The following is a 16,409-nucleotide window of genomic DNA, read 5'->3' on the forward strand; positions in this document are numbered from 1 at the left end:
TCCGCCCTTCTCTCACTTCTCACTCCTCTCCACTCACTTTTCAAACGAGCCAGCCATGAATCCCATCACCCGCCTCCACTCCCGCACCGCCGTGCTGGCCGACGAGAACATCGACACCGACCGCATCATCCCGGCACGCTTCCTCACCACCACCACGCGCGAGGGGCTGGGCCAGCTGTGCTTCCACGACTGGCGCTACCAGGCCGACGGCAGCGACAACCCGGCGTTCCCGCTGAACCGGCCGGAAGCGCGCGGCTGCTCGATCCTCGTCGCCGGGCGCAACTTCGGCTGCGGCTCCTCGCGCGAGCACGCGCCGTGGGCGCTGCTGGATTACGGCATCCAGGCGGTGCTGTGCAGCGAGATCGCGGACATCTTCCGCGGCAACGCGCTGAAGAACGGCCTGCTGGCGATCGTCATCGACGAACTGGAACACCGCTGGCTGCTCAAGCACCCCGGCATCGAGCTGGCGATCGACGTGCGCGAGCAGTACATCGCGCTGCCCGACGGCGGCCGCATCCCGTTCCGTCTGGAACCGTTCGCGCGGCACTGCCTGCTCAACGGCGTCGACCAGCTCGGCTACCTGCTGCAGCAGGGTGAGGCCATCCATCGGTACGAACAACAGGAGCAAGCGGCATGAAGGCACGCATCGTCACTCTGCCCGGCGATGGCGTCGGCCCCGAGGTCACCGCCGCCGCGGTGGCCGTATTGAAGACCGTGGCCGCGCGCCATGAGCACGTGTTCGCGTTCGATGAACAGCTGATCGGCGGCATCGCGATCGATGCCACCGGCGAACCGCTGCCGGCCGCTTCGCTGGCGGCGTGCCGGTCCGCCGATGCGGTGCTGCTGGGTGCCGTCGGCGGTCCGAAGTGGTCCGATCCGAACGCACCGGTGCGGCCCGAACAGGGCCTGCTGGCGCTGCGCGCCGCGCTCGGCGTGTACGCCAACCTGCGCCCGCTGCAGGTGCATCCGGCGCTGGCCAACCTGTCGCCGCTGAAGAACGACAAGCTGAAGCACGTCGACGTGCTGTTCGTGCGCGAGCTCACCGGCGGCGCCTATTTCGGCGCGAAGACGCGCAGCGCCGACGCCGCCACCGACGAGTGCAGGTACACCGTAGCCGAGATCGAGCGCGTGGTGCGCCGCGCGTTCGAGCTGGCGCGCGGGCGCCGCCGCCATGTCACCTCGGTCGACAAGGCGAACGTGCTGGAAACCTCGCGGCTGTGGCGCAGCACGGTGCAGCGCATCGCCGCCGACTACCCCGACGTGAAGCTCGAACACCAGCTGGTCGACTCGATGGCGATGCTGCTGCTGACCCAGCCGAACCGCTACGACGTGGTGGTCACCGAGAACCTGTTCGGCGACATCCTCACCGACGAGGCCGCCGCGCTGGCCGGCTCGCTCGGCCTGCTGCCGTCGGCGTCGCTGGGCGACGGTCGCCGTGGACTGTACGAACCGATCCACGGTTCGGCGCCGGACATCGCCGGACAAGGCGTGGCCAATCCGGTCGGCGCGATCCTTTCCGCCGCGCTGCTGCTGCGCCATTCGCTGGGCCTGGAAGCCGAAGCGGCGGCGATCGAATCGGCGGTCGAGCAGGTGCTGCGCCACGGCCCGCACAGTCGCGACATCGGCGGCAGCGCCGGCACCGACGAGGTGCGCGATGCAGTGATCGCCGCGATCGACGAGCACGCCGGCAGCGCCGCCGTGTTCTTTGCCGGAGCACGCGCATGCGGCTGATCCGGCCAGCTTTCCCCGGCGGGCACACGGACGTGCCCGCATTTTCTGCCGCCCCCTGCGCGCATGCGACATGGATGGCTCCTGCACGCCGCGATGGCGCCGACTCCCTCGCCATTCCGTCGACCTCCCTCGCGCGCAGGGGGCGCTTTTCCATTCGCTGCCAATCGACTTCATGGCGAGCACCCACCCCTCATCCGCCCCTTCGGGGCCCCTTCATTCGGGCCATCCCTGGCCCTCACCCTGCGGGCGGCTGGCGCCGTGCAAATCGGCCTTCCTGCCGATTTGTCTCCCCGTCAAGGGAGTTAGTCCTTCGGAGCTTTCTTCATGCGCAGTGACCTGATCAAGAGCGGCCCCGATCGCGCGCCCGCCCGTGCCATGTTGCGCGCCACCGGCCTGGACGACGCCGCGCTGAAGAAGCCGCTGGTGGCGGTGGTGCACACCTGGTCGGACGTCTCGCCGTGCAACCTCAACCTGCGCGATCTCGCGCAGGCAGCGATGGAAGGCGTGCGCGCTGCCGGCGGCACGCCGGTGGAGTTCAACACCATCGCAGTCACCGACGGCATCGCCATGGGCACGCCGGGCATGCGCTATTCGCTGGTCAGCCGCGAGGTCATCACCGACTCGATCGAGGCGGCGGTGGAAGGCCACCTGTGCGACGCCATGGTGGTGCTGTGCGGCTGCGACAAGACCATCCCCGCTGCCGCGATGGCAATGGCGCGGCTGGACATCCCGGCCGTCGCGCTCTATGGCGGCACCATCGCGCATGGCCTGCACAAGAACCGGCCGATCACCATCCAGCAGGTGTTCGAGGCGGTGGGCGCGCACGGCGCAGGCAAGATCGACGACGCGGAACTGCACGCGGTGGAATGCGACGCCTGCGGCGGCGCCGGCGCCTGCGGCGGCCAGTTCACCGCCAACACCATGGCGATGGTGCTGACCACGCTGGGGCTGTCGCCGATGGGACTGAACGACATCCCCGCCACCCACCCGGACAAGCTCGCCGCCGCGCGCCGCTGCGGCGAGCTGGTGATGGACTGCCTGCGCGAGAGCCGCACGCCGCGTGCCCTGATCAGCCGCACCGCGATGCACAACGCCGCGCGCATGGTCGCGGCCACCGCCGGCTCCACCAACGCGGTGCTGCACCTGCTCGCGATCGCCCGCGAGGCCGGCGTGGACTGGTCGCTGGAGGATTTCCAGCCGGCCACCGAGGCCACCCCGGTGATCGCCGACCTGCTGCCCTCCGGCCGCTACACCGCGGTGGAGATGTTCGACGCCGGCGGCGCCGCGCGCGTGGCGCAGGAGCTGATCGAAGCCGGCATGCTGATCGACGCGCCCACCGTCACCGGCCGCAGCCTGTTCGCGGAGGCCGCCGCCGCGCCACGCTTCGCCGACCAACCGGTGATCGCGCCCGTGAGTGCGCCGCTGAAACCGCACGGCGGCTACTCCATCCTGTACGGCAACCTCGCGCCGGACGGCTGCATCCTGAAGATCCCCGGCAAGCACGGCCCCGGCCACGGCGGCACCCGCTTCGAGGGCAGCGCACGCGTGTTCGAGAGCGAGGAGGCTGCCTTCGCCGCCGTGCAGGAAGGCCGCATCGCGAAGGGCGACGTGGTGGTGATCCGCAACGAAGGCCCCGCCGGCGGACCTGGCATGCGCGAGATGCTGGGCGTCACCGCCGCGCTGATCGGCCGCGGTCTCGGCGACGACGTGGCGCTGATCACCGACGGCCGCTTCTCCGGCGCCACCCACGGCTTCATGGTCGGCCACATGGCGCCGGAGGCGGCACGCGGCGGGCCGATCGCGCTGCTGGCCGACGGCGACCGCATCCGCATCGACGCGCTCGCCCGCGAAATTTCCACCGACGCCGACCTCGCCGCGCGCCGTGCGCGGTGGCAGCCACCGGCACCGAAAGTCAGCCGCGGCGTGCTCGCCAAGTTCGCCCTGCTGGTGGGCTCTGCCTCCGATGGCGCCACCACGCAACCCGCCTCACCCGCACCGCACACCACCATCGCATCCAACCAGGGAGTCACCGCATGAGCAGCCCCAACACCCTCGCCTCATCCCGCATCGCCGTGCTCGGCTACGGCAGCCAGGGCCGCGCGCACGCGCTGAACCTGCGCGATTCCGGCCTCGACGTGGTGGTCGGCCTGCGCCCGAACGGCCCGACCTGGCACAAGGCCAAGGCCGACGGCTTCAAGGTGGCCGAGCCGGCCGAAGCCGTGAAGGGCGCCGACCTGGTCGCCGTGCTCACGCCCGACATGGTGCAGCCCGCGCTGTACAAGGAAGCGATCGAGCCGAACCTCAAGCCCGGCGCCGCGCTCTTGTTCGCGCACGGTTTCAACGTGCATTTCGGGCAGATCGTGCCGCGCGCCGACGTCGACGTGATCCTGGTCGCACCCAAGGGCCCCGGCGCGCTGGTGCGCAGCGAGTACGAGCGCGGCCGCGGCGTGCCGTGCATCTGGGCGGTGCACCAGGACGTCAGCGGCCAGGCCGAGGCGAAGACCCGGGGCTACGCCGACGGCATCGGCGGCGGCCGCGCGATGCTCATCAAGACCGACTTCAAGGAAGAGACCGAGACCGACCTGTTCGGCGAGCAGGCGGTGCTCTGCGGCGGCGCCAGCGAGCTGGTGACCAAGGGTTTCGAGACCCTGGTGGAAGCCGGCTACCAGCCGGAGATCGCCTATTACGAGGTGATGCACGAGCTGAAGCTGATCGTCGACCTGTTCTACGAGGGCGGCCTGGCCAAGATGCTGCAGTTCGTCTCCGAGACCGCGCAGTACGGCGACTACGTCAGCGGCCCGCGGGTGGTCGACGCCGGCGTGAAGGCGCGCATGAAGGAAGTGCTCGCCGACATCCAGGACGGCACCTTCGCGCGCAACTGGACGGCCGAATACGCCGCCGGCCTGCCGAACTACAACCGGCTCAAGCAGGCCGACCTCGCGCATCCGATCGAGCAGGTCGGCGCGAAGCTGCGGGCACAGATGCCGTGGCTGCAGCCAAGCGCACCGAAGACCGTCGTCGAGCCGCTGAAGAAAGCCGGTTGAATCCCCGCGGGTCGGCCGGCGCTTCGCCGGCGACCCGAATGACTTGTCCCGACATCACGAGGTTTGCCATGAAACGCTTCCACATCGCCCTGGCCGTTGCCGACCTGGACGCCTCCGTCGCCGATTACAGCGCCCGCCTGGGCCAGCCGCCGCACGCGCTGGTGCCCGGCAGCTACGCCCTGTGGCGTACCGACCAGCTCAACTTCTCGATCAGCCGCGAACCCGCGCACGCCGGACAGTTGCGCCACGTGGGTTTCGAGGACGACGACGCGCGCGGCTTCACCTGCGAGGCCGACGTCAACGGCATCGCGTGGGAGAACTTCTCCGCCGTGGCGCAGGAGCTGCGGATCATCTCGACCTACGGCGTGCCCGTGCACCAGGGCGCCGCGGAAGAACTGATCCGCAACTGAGCCGCACCTCTTCGACCCGCCGGCCCGACCGGCATCGCCAGGAGTCATCGTGACCACCTCTTCCCCACCCGCCAGCGCGGCCGTCGCCGTCGCCCATCCCTCACCCGTCGCGGTGCCGGCCAGCGGCGCCGAGGCGATCGTGCAGGTGCTCGCCGACGAGGGCGTGGAGGTGATCTTCGGCTACTCCGGCGGCGCGATCCTGCCGGTGTACGACGCGGTGTTCCGCCACAACGCCTTGCACCCCCGCGAAGACGGCGGCGAGTCGATGCCGCTGGTGGTGCCGGCCAACGAGCAGGGCGCCGGGTTCATGGCGGCCGGCTACGCGCGCGCCTCGGGCAAGGTCGGCGTGGCCATCGTCACCTCCGGCCCGGGTGCGACCAACATGGTCACGCCGGTGCGCGACTCGATGGCCGACTCGATTCCGCTGGTGGTGATCTGCGGCCAGGTCGGCACCGCCTCGATCGGCAGCGACGCGTTCCAGGAGGCGCCGGTCAGCAACATCATGGGCGCCTGCGCCAAGCACGTGTTCCTGGTCACCGATGCGGCGCAGCTGGAGGCGACCGTGCGCACCGCGTTCACCCTGGCGCGCAGCGGCCGCCCCGGCCCGGTGGTGGTGGACGTGCCCAAGGACGTGCAGAACGCCGCGATCGACTGGCACGGCAGCGGCGAACTGCTGCTCGGCGGCTATCGCTCGCGGCTGCGCACGGTGGAGCAGGCCAGCCTCTCCGACACGGACTGCGCGGCGTTCTTTGCCGCGCTGGCTCAGGCGCGGCGACCGCTGATCTACGCCGGCGGCGGCGTGATCGCGGCGGAGGCCAGCACGGCGCTGCGCGACTTCGTCGACGCCTTCGGGCTGCCGGTCACCACCACCTTGATGGGCCTGGGCGCGTTCGACACCGCCGACCCGCGCGCGCTGCACATGCTCGGCATGCACGGCACCGCCTATGCGAACTACGCGGTGGAAGACTGCGACTTCGTGCTGGCGTTGGGCGCGCGCTTCGACGATCGCGTGGCCGGCGTGCCGGACAGGTTCGCGCCGGGCGCGAAGTTCATCGCGCAGATCGACATCGACCCGGCCGAGATCGGCAAGGTCAAGCGCGTGGACTGGCACCACGTCGGCCCGCTCACGCGCGCGCTGGAACGGCTCACCGCGTACGGCCGCGCGCACGCCATCGCGCCGCAGCTCTCCGCGTGGCATGCGCACGTGGCCGGGCTCAAGCGCACGCACGCCATGGACTACGACCGCGCCAGCGCGCTGATCCAGCCATATGCGGTGATCGAGGCGCTCAACCGCCACACGCAGGGCCGCGCGATCATCAGCACCGGCGTCGGCCAGCACCAGATGTGGGCGGCGCAGTACTTCGATTTCCGCGCGCCACGGCATTGGCTCACCTCCGGCTCGATGGGCACGATGGGCTTCGGCCTGCCCGCGGCGATCGGCGCGCAGTTCGCGCACCCGGGCAAGCTCGTGATCGACATCGACGGCGACGCCAGCATCCGCATGAACATCGGCGAGCTGGAAACCGTCACCACCTACGGCCTGCCGCTGAAGGTCGTGGTGCTCAACAACAGCGGCGACGGCATGGTGCGGCAGTGGCAGCGGCTGTATTTCAAGGGTCGCTTTGCCGGCTCCGACAAGAGCCTGCACAAGAAGGATTTCGTGCTCGCCGCGCAGGCCGACGGATTCGCTTGGGCGCGACGACTCGACCAGCCGGCTGCGCTGGAGGCGACCGTCGCCGATTTCCTCGCCTTCGCCGGCCCGGCCTTCCTCGAAGTGGTGATCGACCCGGACGCCGGCGTGTACCCGATGGTCGGCCCCGGCGCCAGCTACGCGCAGATGATTACCGGCGATTTCATCGCCTCGCGCAAGGCGGCAGCCGTGGACGAAGGCGCGACGTCGCACATGTTCTGAGCTTTTGATTTTCCCTTCTCCCTCCGGAGACCGCAGGGAAAGGGACCACCCACGGAGCATCGCCATGAACCACACCCTGTCCATCCTGCTGCAGAACGAAGCCGGCGCGCTGGTGCGCGTGGCCGGGCTGTTTGCCGCGCGCGGCTACAACATCGACACGCTGACCGTCGGCCCCACGCACGACCCGTCGGTGTCGCGGCTGGTCCTCACCGTGCAATGCGACGAGGCCGGGCTGGGCCGGATCATGCAGCAGACGCGCAAGCTGGTGGACGTGCTGCAGGTGGCGCACCCGGCCGCCGCGCTCGCCGCGTGAATGCAGCCGCGCCACTGCCGCTCGACGGCGACGACGCCCTGCTCGCGCAGATCCTCGGCGCCCGCGTGCATGACGTGGCGCGCGAATCGGCGCTGGACGAGGCGCCGTTGCTCGGCGCACGGCTTGGCCGGCGCGTACTGCTCAAGCGCGAGGACCAGCAGAGCGTGTTCTCGTTCAAGCTGCGCGGCGCGTACAACCGCATGGTGCAGCTGGATGCGGCACAGCGCGCGCGTGGCGTGATCGCCGCCTCGGCCGGCAACCACGCGCAAGGCGTGGCGCTGGCCGCGGCGAAGCTGGGTATCCGAGCCACCATCGTGATGCCGGTGACCGCGCCGCAGGTGAAGGTGGATGCGGTGCGCCGCTTCGGCGGCGCGATGGTCGAGGTGCTGCTGGCCGGCGACTCCTACAGCGAGGCTCAGGCCGCCGCCGCGCAACTGCAAGCCGAGCGCGCTGCGGTGTTCGTGCATCCGTTCGACGACCCGGCGGTGATCGCCGGCCAGGGCACCATCGCGCTGGAGATCCTGCGCCAGCACCCCGGCCCGCTGCAGGCGGTGTTCGTGCCGGTCGGCGGCGGCGGCCTGCTCGCCGGCGTGGCCGCGTGCATCAAGGCGCTGCGGCCTGCGGTGCAGGTGATCGGCGTGCAGGCGGCGGATTCGGACGCGATGGCGCGCTCGCTGGAGCGCGGCGAGCGCGTGGTGCTGGACGAGGTGGGCCTGTTCGCCGACGGCACCGCGGTGAAGCAGGTCGGCGCGCTGACCTTTGCGCTGTGCCGGCAGCACGTCGATGCCATGCTGCGGGTGGATGCCGACGCGATCTGCGCGGCGATCCGCGACATCTACCACGACACCCGCAGCGTGCCCGAGCCCGCCGGCGCACTCGCCCTGGCCGGGCTGAAGCAGTACGCCGCCGCGCACCCCGGCGACGACGGCACGCTGGTGGCGATCGTCTCCGGCGCCAACATGAACTTCGACCGCCTGCGCTTCGTCGCCGAGCGCGCCGAGCTGGGCGAGCAGCGCGAGGCGGTGTTCGCGGTGACCATCCCGGAGGAGCGCGGCAGCTTCCGCCGCTTCTGCGCCACGCTGGGCCGGCACCAGATCACCGAGTTTAACTACCGCATCGGCGACACGCACAGCGCACACATCTTCGTCGGCGTGCAGATCGCCAGCCGCGCCGAACGCGAGGCGCTGGTCGCCGCCTTCCATGCGCAGGACTTCGCCGTGCTCGACCTCACCGACGACGAACTGGCCAAGCTGCACCTGCGCCACATGGTCGGCGGCCGCTCGCCGCTGGCCCGCGACGAACTGCTGTACCGCTTCGAATTCCCCGAACGCCCCGGCGCCCTGGTGCACTTCCTCGACCAGCTGCACCCGGACTGGAACATCAGCCTGTTCCACTACCGCAACCACGGCGCCGACCACGGCCGCATCCTGGTCGGCCTGCAGGTGCCGGCCGCCGAACACGCCCTGTTCGCGCGGTTCCTCGCCACGCTCGGCTACCCGCACGTGGACGACAGCGCGCACCCGGCCTACCGCTTGCTGCTGCGCACGTGAGCGGGAAGCGTCCTGCGGACGGCCGAAGGATGGGCGGCTAGAACAGGTCGATGCTGCCCGCGGCGAGGCCACGGCCGAGTGCGCCGCAGGCGCCGAGTTCCTCGTAGCCGCGCACGCCGTCGCGGCCGTGCTGCTTGACGAAATACAGCGCCTGGTCGGCGCGGTCGAGCGCCACGGCGGGGTAGTCGTGCGCGCCGATGCGCGAGTAGCCGATGCTGATGGTGACGTGACCGACCAGCGGGAAGGCGAAGCGGGCAACGTGCGCGCGGAAGCGTTCCAGCACGCCGTGCACGGTGACCTCGTCGGTGGCGCTGAACAGGGCCACGAACTCCTCGCCGCCGAAGCGGAACAGCACGTCGCCGCGACGGAAGCAGGCGCGCATCTGCTGTGCCAGCAGCAGGATCACCTCGTCGCCGTAGACGTGGCCGAAATTGTCGTTGATGTGCTTGAAATGGTCGATGTCCACGATCGCCAGCCACACCTGCGCCGCCTCGCCGGCCGGCGCCGCGCGCTGCTCCTGCGCGGGCGGAACGGCGAGCGGATACGGCCGCAGCGGCGTATCGCGCAGTTGCAGCATCCGCTGCAGCTGGCGCTCCAGGCTGCGCCGGTTGTACAGGCCGGTCAGCTTGTCGTGCTCGCTCTCGTGCAGCAGCGCGGTGTAGTTGGCGTAGATGCGCGCGAAGCCGTCGATCAGCGACCGGCTGCGCAGCGGCGCCAGCGCGCTGTCCAGTTGCAGCGCACCGATCGCATGCCCTTCACGCACGATCGGCACCAACTGGCGATGCAGGCCGTTGCGGGTTTCGGTCTGCGCCTGCATGTCCTGCAGGCAGCGATGGATCGGGCCCAGCGCCGCACCCAGGCATTCCGGTTCCAGCGGATGCACCTGGTACGCGCCGACGCTGTCGGGCGAGCAGCACACCACGCTTTCCAGCGCGCTGTCCTCGGGGAAGCACTTGGCCAGGGTCACGCGGCGCGCACCGGTCAGTTCGGCCAGGGTCAGCACCAGGCTGTGGTCCAGCGCGTCGAGATCGCGGTGATGGGTGAGCGCCGCCAGCGAATCGAGCACGCGCCATTCGTCGGGCGCCTCGACGGCCACCGGCCGCGCCGTCAGCACCTCGCTGCACGGGTCGGCCAGCTCCAGGCTGTCTTCCTCGATGAATTCGTGCTCGATCACGGACACTCCCGGCGCCACGCGCCCGGACTCGGTTGCGGGGACCCGACTGGGCCCTCCAGTGTCGGTATCGGCCCCGCGGGGGCAGTCTTTAGCGCGGGATCAGGCCATCCCGCCGTTTACCCCGATCACCTGGCCGTTGATGTAGCCGGCCGCCTCCGAGCACAGGAACGCCACCAGTGCCGCCACTTCCTCCGGCGTGCCGGCGCGCTGGGCCGGCACCAGCTCGCGGATGCGTTCGGGCGGGAACGCGGCGTCGGCCATGCGCCCCTCGATCACGCCAGGCGCGACCACGTTGACGGTGATCCCGCGCGAAGCCATTTCGCGCGCCAGCGATTTGCTGGCGCCATGCAGCGCAGCCTTGGCGGCGGCGTAGTTGGTCTGCCCGCGGTTGCCCAGCAGCGCCGCGACCGAGCTGATCGACACGATGCGGCCGAAGCGCGCGCGCGCCATCGGCAGCAGCAGCGGCTGGGTGACATTGAAGAAGCCGTGCAGGCTCACGTCGATCACCCGGTGCCATTGCTCGGAGCTCATCCCGGCCATCGGCGCGTCGTCGTGGATGCCGGCGTTGTTGACCACCGCATGGATGCAGCCCTCGCCGAGCAGCACGTCCAGCGCCGCGCGGGTGACCTCGGCGTCGCTCACGTCGAAGGCGGTGGCCTGTGCACTGCCGCCGCCGGCGACGATTTCGCCGACCACCGCCTCTGCGCGATGCAGGCTGCGGTTCGCGTGCACGATCACGTGGTAGCCGCCGCCGGCCAGTGCCTGGGCGATGGCGCCGCCAAGCTCGCCGCTGCCACCGGTGACCAGGGCGCGTCGCAGGGAGGTGGGAGTGGGCATGGGCGACCTCGAATCAGGATTGGGGGTGGATCACCGCGGCGCGGCCGCGGCACAGCAGGCGGCCTTGGTGCTCGACGCGGAACGCATACTGGGCGCCGCCGTCGTCGGCGTACAGACATTCGGCATGGACGTCCAGACGGCCATCCAGATGGTCGACATGTTCCGCGAACAAGTCCACCTCGCGCAGGCTGACCAGCCAGCCGGGGCGCACCGTTTCATGGCCCCGCTCGCGCGCCAGCAATGCGCCATGCACGGCCATCGCCTGTGCACCGTACTCGGCCAGGTGCACCGCGTGCAGGCCGCGCTCGCCGCGCAGCGGGTTGTCCAGGCGCGCGTGACCGGCGCTGATGGCGTGGATGCCGCGCTCGTCCCACGCCAGTACCGCATCGAGCAGGCACATGCGGCCGGCGTGCGGGATGAGGTGGGCCCAGTCAGTCTTGTCGAGCATGCGGCGCCATCAGGATCGACAGGCAGAAGTGGAACGCCACGCCCAGGCTCACCGTGAGCCCGATCGCGCGCAACACCGGAATCGTCGCCCACGCCAGCATGCCGAACACCAGCAGCGCGGACAGCACGCAGACCAGGGTGGCGTGCAAGGTGCGCCGCTGCTCGGCCGGGTCGCCGGTGTCGCGCTCGAAGAACAGCGCGTAATGCAGGCCCAGGCCGCCGGCGAGGATCAGCGCGACCAGGTGGAACAGCGAGATCTCGATGCCGGCCACGCGTTCGACCGCGAGCACCAGGAAGGTTGCCAGCGTCATCGGCGCCAGCACGTGCCAGGCGCGGCGCGCGCTGCGCAGGGCGACCGAGATCGTCACCACCAGCAGCAGTCCGGCCGCCAGCAGCGCCTGCAGGATGCGCGTGCGATAGGCGGCCACCAGCGATTCGGAGGCGGCCTTGAGATCAAGCAGATGCACCGCGCCGCCGCGGTCCGCGCCCAGCGTCTGCAGCGCGGCGACGTCATGCACGCCGCTGACCGTGGCCAGGCCCAGCCAGTGGCCATCGCGCTGCACCAGCATCGCGGCCAGGCGCTGGCCCAGCGGCGTCTGCGCGTAGCGCTCGGGCGTCAGCGGCGGCAGCGCGCGTGCGGTTTCCACGTCATCGACGAACGGCTGGAACAGGTCGGCGCGGAACGGCATGCCCTGCAGCGCCCCGGCCAGCGCATGTTCGAGCATGGCGCGATCGGGCAACTTCTGCTGCCGCGCGCGCTGCTGCGCCACGGCAGGCAGGTAGCGCGAGGGCAGCTCGATCGCGTCGACTGCGTGCCGCTCCACCAGCGCATCGGCCTGCGGCTGCAGCGATTGCGACAGCGCCAGCACGCCCTGTTCGGTGGGTGCCTGCAACAACAGCAGGTAACGCACGTCCGGCGCACCCAGCGCTTGGCGCAGACGCGCATCGTGCTGCAACAACGCGCTCGGCACCGGCGTCAGTGCAGCGAGGTTGTTCTGCCAGAACGGGCCCGGCGCCAGCGCCAGCATCGCAGCGATCGCCAGCGCCACCAGCAGCGGAATCCAGCGCGGGCGCGGCAGCCGGTCGAGCCAGCCGCGAGCACGGATCAACCAGCCCATCGCGGCCACGTCGCGCACGCGCCGCGGCAACAGATGCGGCAGCAGGTAGCGCGTGCTCAGGCCCGCCACCAGCAACCCCACGATGGTGAATACCGCCAACTGCTGCAGCCCGGCCACGCCGGAGGCGTAGAACGCCAGGTAGGCGATGCAGGCCGAGGCGATCGCGGTGAGCAGCAGCGGCCACAGGTCGCGCACGCTCTGCAACGCGTCCTCGCCGGCGCGGCGGTGGCTGAGCACGCGGATCGGGTATTCCTGCGCCACGCCGAGCAAGGTGAAGCCGAACGCCAGGGTGATGCCGTGCACTTCGCTGAACACGAGGGTGAGCGCGGCGATGCCGGCCAGTGCGGCGCTGGCGATCGGCAGCGCGGACAGCAGCAGCGAGCTCACGCTGCGATAGGCCAGCAGCAGCAGCGCGATGAAGCCCACGGTGGAGATGCGCCCGATCCAGTCGGCCTGGTGCCGCGTCTGCGCGCCGATCACCACGCTGAAGTAGCCCGGACCGCTCAGTTCCAGCCGCGCGTCGGCACTGCCGGGCAACGCGTGGAACGCCTCGCGGATGCCGTCGATCGCCTGCTGCTGCGCGCCGGGGTCGAAGCCGGCGGCCACGGTCTGCACCAGCAGCAACGCTTCGTGCTGCGGGGTGAACCACACGCCGTCGCGCAGCTGGGGCGATTTCGCCGGCGCCCAGCGCTCGGCCAGTTTCAGCGTCTCCAGCGTGGGATCGCGCGGCAGCAGGTTCTTCAGCAGGCTGGCGGCCGGCGAGGAGAGGTCGTCCAGCCGCTGCTGCAACTGATCGGCGAGATAGGCCTCGTCCAGCGGCTGCGTGTCCAGCGTGGGCGAGAGCAGGTAGCGATACGGCAGCAACCGGGGATCGAGCGACGCGAGGTCGAAGCTGCCGTTGAGCACCTGGCTGTAGCGCGCGTCCTTTTTCAGGACGGCAGCGAGGCCCTGGCTCAAGCCGGCCAGTTGCCCGTCGGAAGCGCCGGAGATCGACAGCAGCAGCAGGCGCGAACCCGGCCCCTCGCCCACCTGCTCCATCAGCAGGCGCTGGTCCGGCGTGGTCGGCGCGGGCATGAAGCTGCGCAGGTCGCTGCTGACGTGCAGGCGCTGGCTCACGATCCAGCCGAGTCCGGCCAGCGCCAGCAGCCAGGTGACCAGCAGCGTGGCGCGGGCGCCGCGGTGCATGTTCAGGGCGAACCCGTGCACAGCGCCTGCAGCTCGGCGCGGGTCGGTTCGGCCGGCATCTTTTCGGCGAGCGGACCAAGCAGGTCGACCGCCAGGTCGCCGTCGGCCTCCTGCATGTGCATGCAGCGCGACTGGTCGCCCACGCCGTCGATGCGGATGCGCGCGACCGTCTTCGCCACGTGGGCGTCGCGCGGCACCAGGGTCAGCGTCCACGCGCCGGCGGCATCGCCTTCGCGCTGGATCTCGAACGCCTGCTCCAAGCGGGCAGCATCACCGCCGAGCAAGGCAACGAAGCTGTCCAGCAGCACCTGCAGCTGCGGCGCACGCTTGAGCGAAAAGTGCCGCGCCGGCTTGCCGTCGCGCTGCTGGGTCACTTCGCCGTCGGCGATCGTGGCGGTCTCCGCGCGAGGGTGCTCGACGCGCCGCTGCAGGCGGTCGTCGCCCAGCCAGGACAGTTGCCCGGAGACCACCAGCGGGCGATCCAGCATCTTGAGGAAACGCGCCTCGGCGAACGCGGTGTGCGCCGGTGCCGGCTGGCGCAGGCCGGCGATCACGGCCTGGGTCGAGGTGGCCGCGACCGCCGGTTCAGACGCCCACGCGGTGACCGCCCAGCACGGCAGCAGCAGGTTCAGCAGCAGGCGGGTCTTGCCAGAAATCATAGAAGTTGAACCAGTTGTAGGGAGCGACGCGGATGTAGTGCTCCAGCCGTTGCGCGTAGCGCTCGAGCAGGGCGTCCAGCGCCGGCCCCCGATCATGCCGGGGAATCTCCACTCGTTCGCTGAACGGCTCGAACACCAGCCGGTAGCGATTGCCGCCGAGGTAAAGCCCGAAGCACAGTACCACCGGCACCTTGAGCGTATGCGCCAGCAACCACGGGCTGACCGGGAACGGCGCCGGCGAGCCCAGCAGGTCGACGCGGCGCAGCACCTCGTGGCCGCGGCCGCGGTCGGCCAGCATCGCCACCAGCGCGCCGTGCTGGCAGGCTTCGGCCATGGCCAGCGCGATCGAGGTGCCATCCTGCGCGGCGTCGATCACGCAGGCGCCCACCTCCGGCGCCAGCGCCTCCAGCAGCTCGGTCATCGCCGGGGTCTTCTGCTTGTCCAGCACCACCCGCAGCGGCAGCTCGGGCCGGCGCGCGCCGATCGCGCGCAGCGCCTCGAAGCTGCCCTGGTGCGAACCCAGCAGCAACACGCCGCGGCCCAGCGCAGCGCGCTGTTCCAGCAGGTCCAGGCCTTGCGTCTCGAACTGGAACGGCTGCTCGCCGCGGGCGAGCAGGAAGATCCGGTCCATGATCGTGGCGGCGAAACAGTGGATGTGCTTCAGCACCTGCCATGGCGTGGCCGGGCGACCGAACACGCGCTGCAGGTAGTGCGCCGAAGCCCGGCGCTCCGGCCCGCGGCGGCAGTAGAAGTACAGCGTGATCGGATACAGGCAGCAGCGACCCAGCCGGCGCCCGCCATGCAGGGCAATCGCGCGGATCAGCCACAGCGCGAAGCGGCCGCCGCCCTCGGGCCGGCTCTGCCAGTGTTCGCTGTCGCTCATGCCTCGCCCTCGATGACGCCACGCGCCAGCAGCATGCCGTCGCGCTCGATGCGGAAACGGACCCGCGAAGCCGATGCCGCGAGGGGCATCAGTTCCAGCCGGGCCGCTTCGCCGGGCCGCAGCGGCGCCACGAATTTCGCCTCCGGCACGCGCACCAGCCGCTGGCCGCGCCACGCGCGCAGCGCCAGCGCCAGCTGCTCCAGCAGCAACACGCCGGGCACCAGCGGCTGTCCCGGGAAGTGACCGGGCAAGGCCGGATGATCGGCCGCGAACTGCAACGCCTGTGCGTACCCGCTCATGGCGAGACGCCGCCGTTGCCGTGCAGCAGCTGCGGCCAGCGCAGGGCCAGTTTCAGCAGCATGTCGTGCAGGCCGGGGTGGCTGAGATGGCGCAGGCGCCAGCGCCGCCAGGCGTACTCCAGCAGGAACGCCGCGCCCAGCAGCAGGTAGCAGCCCACGTGCAGCCATGCCGAGGCCCAGCGCTCGGGCACCGACCACGCCGACGTCACACCGAGGCGCGGCAGCAGCCCGTCGCGTGCGGCGAACAGCAGCAGGCCGGTCAACAGCAGCGCCTGCGCCGCCAGCAGCACGGTCCAGAACCAGGTGATCTGCCGCGCATAGCGCGCCACGCCGGGCTCGCGCAGCCGCTCGGCACCCTCGATCGCCACCACGAAACGCGCCACGAGCGGCTCGCCGCCGAGCAGGCTGCGGCCGAACCAGCATGCCAGCGCCACGTTGATCAGGATCGGCACCGCCTCCAGCAGCAGGTCGGCCAGCCCGAGCCGCGAGGCCAGCCACACGCCGGCCAGCATCAGCAGCCACAGCAACCACGGCAGCGGTCGGCGCGACTGCAGCCGCGGCAGCATCAGCACGCTGGCCAGCACCGCCAGCGCCAGCAGCGCGAAGATCGGCCGATGGGTGACCACCCCGGCGATGGCGAACACCGGATAGGCGAGCAGCAACCACAAGGCGTGGCGCCGCGAGGTCGGAACATGGGGGGATACGGCGGATTTCATGCGCGATTCCGCGACGACTCGGTCGGCACCGGCAGCTTGCCACGCGTGGCGCACGGTGGCGTGACGAAGGCGGAAAGCGCGGCGCCATGCGGCGCCAAGGCGTCCATGACCAGCCCGCACGACCGCTCCAT

The 16,409-nt window shown here is 70.8% G+C and carries 16 protein-coding genes; 8 read left to right on the forward strand and 8 right to left on the reverse strand.

What is annotated here, in order from left to right; all coding sequences use genetic code 11:
• The first annotated feature begins 55 nt into the window (after positions 1–55).
• From leuD to ilvA, 8 genes are all read left to right on the forward strand, one after another.
• The gene (leuD, locus tag ACVCL9_RS13030) at positions 56–637 is read left to right on the forward strand and encodes a 3-isopropylmalate dehydratase small subunit (protein ID WP_447097800.1); all 582 of its coding nucleotides are present in this window, start codon (positions 56–58) and stop codon (positions 635–637) included.
• A complete protein-coding gene (leuB, locus tag ACVCL9_RS13035) occupies positions 634–1,731 on the forward strand; it encodes a 3-isopropylmalate dehydrogenase (RefSeq protein WP_447097799.1) in 1,098 nt (365 codons plus the stop codon). Before leuD ends, leuB begins: the two co-directional genes overlap by 4 nt.
• A 324-nt stretch (positions 1,732–2,055) precedes the next feature.
• A complete protein-coding gene (gene ilvD, locus ACVCL9_RS13040; protein ID WP_447097798.1) occupies positions 2,056–3,768 on the forward strand; it encodes a dihydroxy-acid dehydratase in 1,713 nt (570 codons plus the stop codon).
• Positions 3,765–4,775 (forward strand): ketol-acid reductoisomerase, encoded by a 1,011-nt coding sequence (gene ilvC, locus ACVCL9_RS13045; RefSeq protein ID WP_447097797.1) that lies wholly within the window; start codon positions 3,765–3,767, stop codon positions 4,773–4,775. Before ilvD ends, ilvC begins: the two co-directional genes overlap by 4 nt.
• A gap of 68 nt (positions 4,776–4,843) precedes the next feature.
• Positions 4,844–5,185: a hypothetical protein gene (locus ACVCL9_RS13050; RefSeq protein WP_395120596.1), complete on the forward strand. Its 342-nt coding sequence runs from the start codon at positions 4,844–4,846 to the stop codon at positions 5,183–5,185.
• 112 nt (positions 5,186–5,297) lie between these two features.
• Positions 5,298–7,097: a biosynthetic-type acetolactate synthase large subunit gene (gene ilvB / locus ACVCL9_RS13055; protein ID WP_447099510.1), complete on the forward strand. Its 1,800-nt coding sequence runs from the start codon at positions 5,298–5,300 to the stop codon at positions 7,095–7,097.
• A 64-nt stretch (positions 7,098–7,161) separates the two neighbouring features.
• Positions 7,162–7,410 carry an acetolactate synthase small subunit gene (gene ilvN / locus ACVCL9_RS13060; protein WP_395120598.1) on the forward strand — a complete coding sequence of 83 codons (249 nt, stop codon included), beginning with the start codon at positions 7,162–7,164 and terminating at the stop codon, positions 7,408–7,410.
• Positions 7,407–8,960, forward strand: coding sequence for a threonine ammonia-lyase, biosynthetic (ilvA, locus tag ACVCL9_RS13065; RefSeq protein ID WP_447097796.1), 1,554 nt, complete (start codon positions 7,407–7,409; stop codon positions 8,958–8,960). The genes ilvN and ilvA overlap by 4 nt, the downstream gene beginning before the upstream one ends.
• 37 nt (positions 8,961–8,997) lie before the next feature.
• Here the strand turns inward: ilvA and ACVCL9_RS13070 are convergent, their stop codons facing one another.
• The 8 genes from ACVCL9_RS13070 to ACVCL9_RS13105 form a co-directional block, all read right to left on the reverse strand.
• The gene (locus tag ACVCL9_RS13070) at positions 8,998–10,134 is read right to left on the reverse strand and encodes a GGDEF domain-containing protein (protein ID WP_447097795.1); all 1,137 of its coding nucleotides are present in this window, start codon (positions 10,132–10,134) and stop codon (positions 8,998–9,000) included.
• A gap of 99 nt (positions 10,135–10,233) precedes the next feature.
• Positions 10,234–10,971: a 3-oxoacyl-ACP reductase FabG gene (fabG, locus tag ACVCL9_RS13075; protein ID WP_447097794.1), complete on the reverse strand. Its 738-nt coding sequence runs from the start codon at positions 10,969–10,971 to the stop codon at positions 10,234–10,236.
• Positions 10,972–10,984: 13 nt separating this feature from the next.
• On the reverse strand, positions 10,985–11,419 hold the full coding sequence (locus tag ACVCL9_RS13080) for a phosphotransferase (protein ID WP_447097793.1): 435 nt from the start codon (positions 11,417–11,419) through the stop codon (positions 10,985–10,987).
• Positions 11,403–13,721: an MMPL family transporter gene (locus ACVCL9_RS13085; protein ID WP_447097792.1), complete on the reverse strand. Its 2,319-nt coding sequence runs from the start codon at positions 13,719–13,721 to the stop codon at positions 11,403–11,405. Before ACVCL9_RS13085 ends, ACVCL9_RS13080 begins: the two co-directional genes overlap by 17 nt.
• A 2-nt stretch (positions 13,722–13,723) precedes the next feature.
• Positions 13,724–14,380: a LolA-related protein gene (locus tag ACVCL9_RS13090; RefSeq protein ID WP_395120610.1), complete on the reverse strand. Its 657-nt coding sequence runs from the start codon at positions 14,378–14,380 to the stop codon at positions 13,724–13,726.
• On the reverse strand, positions 14,307–15,263 hold the full coding sequence (locus ACVCL9_RS13095) for an LpxL/LpxP family acyltransferase (protein WP_447097791.1): 957 nt from the start codon (positions 15,261–15,263) through the stop codon (positions 14,307–14,309). Before ACVCL9_RS13095 ends, ACVCL9_RS13090 begins: the two co-directional genes overlap by 74 nt.
• Complete coding sequence (locus ACVCL9_RS13100; protein WP_447097790.1) at positions 15,260–15,562, reverse strand: hydroxymyristoyl-ACP dehydratase; 303 nt, start codon at positions 15,560–15,562, stop codon at positions 15,260–15,262. Before ACVCL9_RS13100 ends, ACVCL9_RS13095 begins: the two co-directional genes overlap by 4 nt.
• Positions 15,559–16,278 carry a xanthomonadin biosynthesis protein gene (locus ACVCL9_RS13105; RefSeq protein WP_395120614.1) on the reverse strand — a complete coding sequence of 240 codons (720 nt, stop codon included), beginning with the start codon at positions 16,276–16,278 and terminating at the stop codon, positions 15,559–15,561. Before ACVCL9_RS13105 ends, ACVCL9_RS13100 begins: the two co-directional genes overlap by 4 nt.
• Positions 16,279–16,409: the final 131 nt, after the last annotated feature.

It is taken from the genome of Rhodanobacter sp. UC4438_H5 (assembly GCF_052978405.1).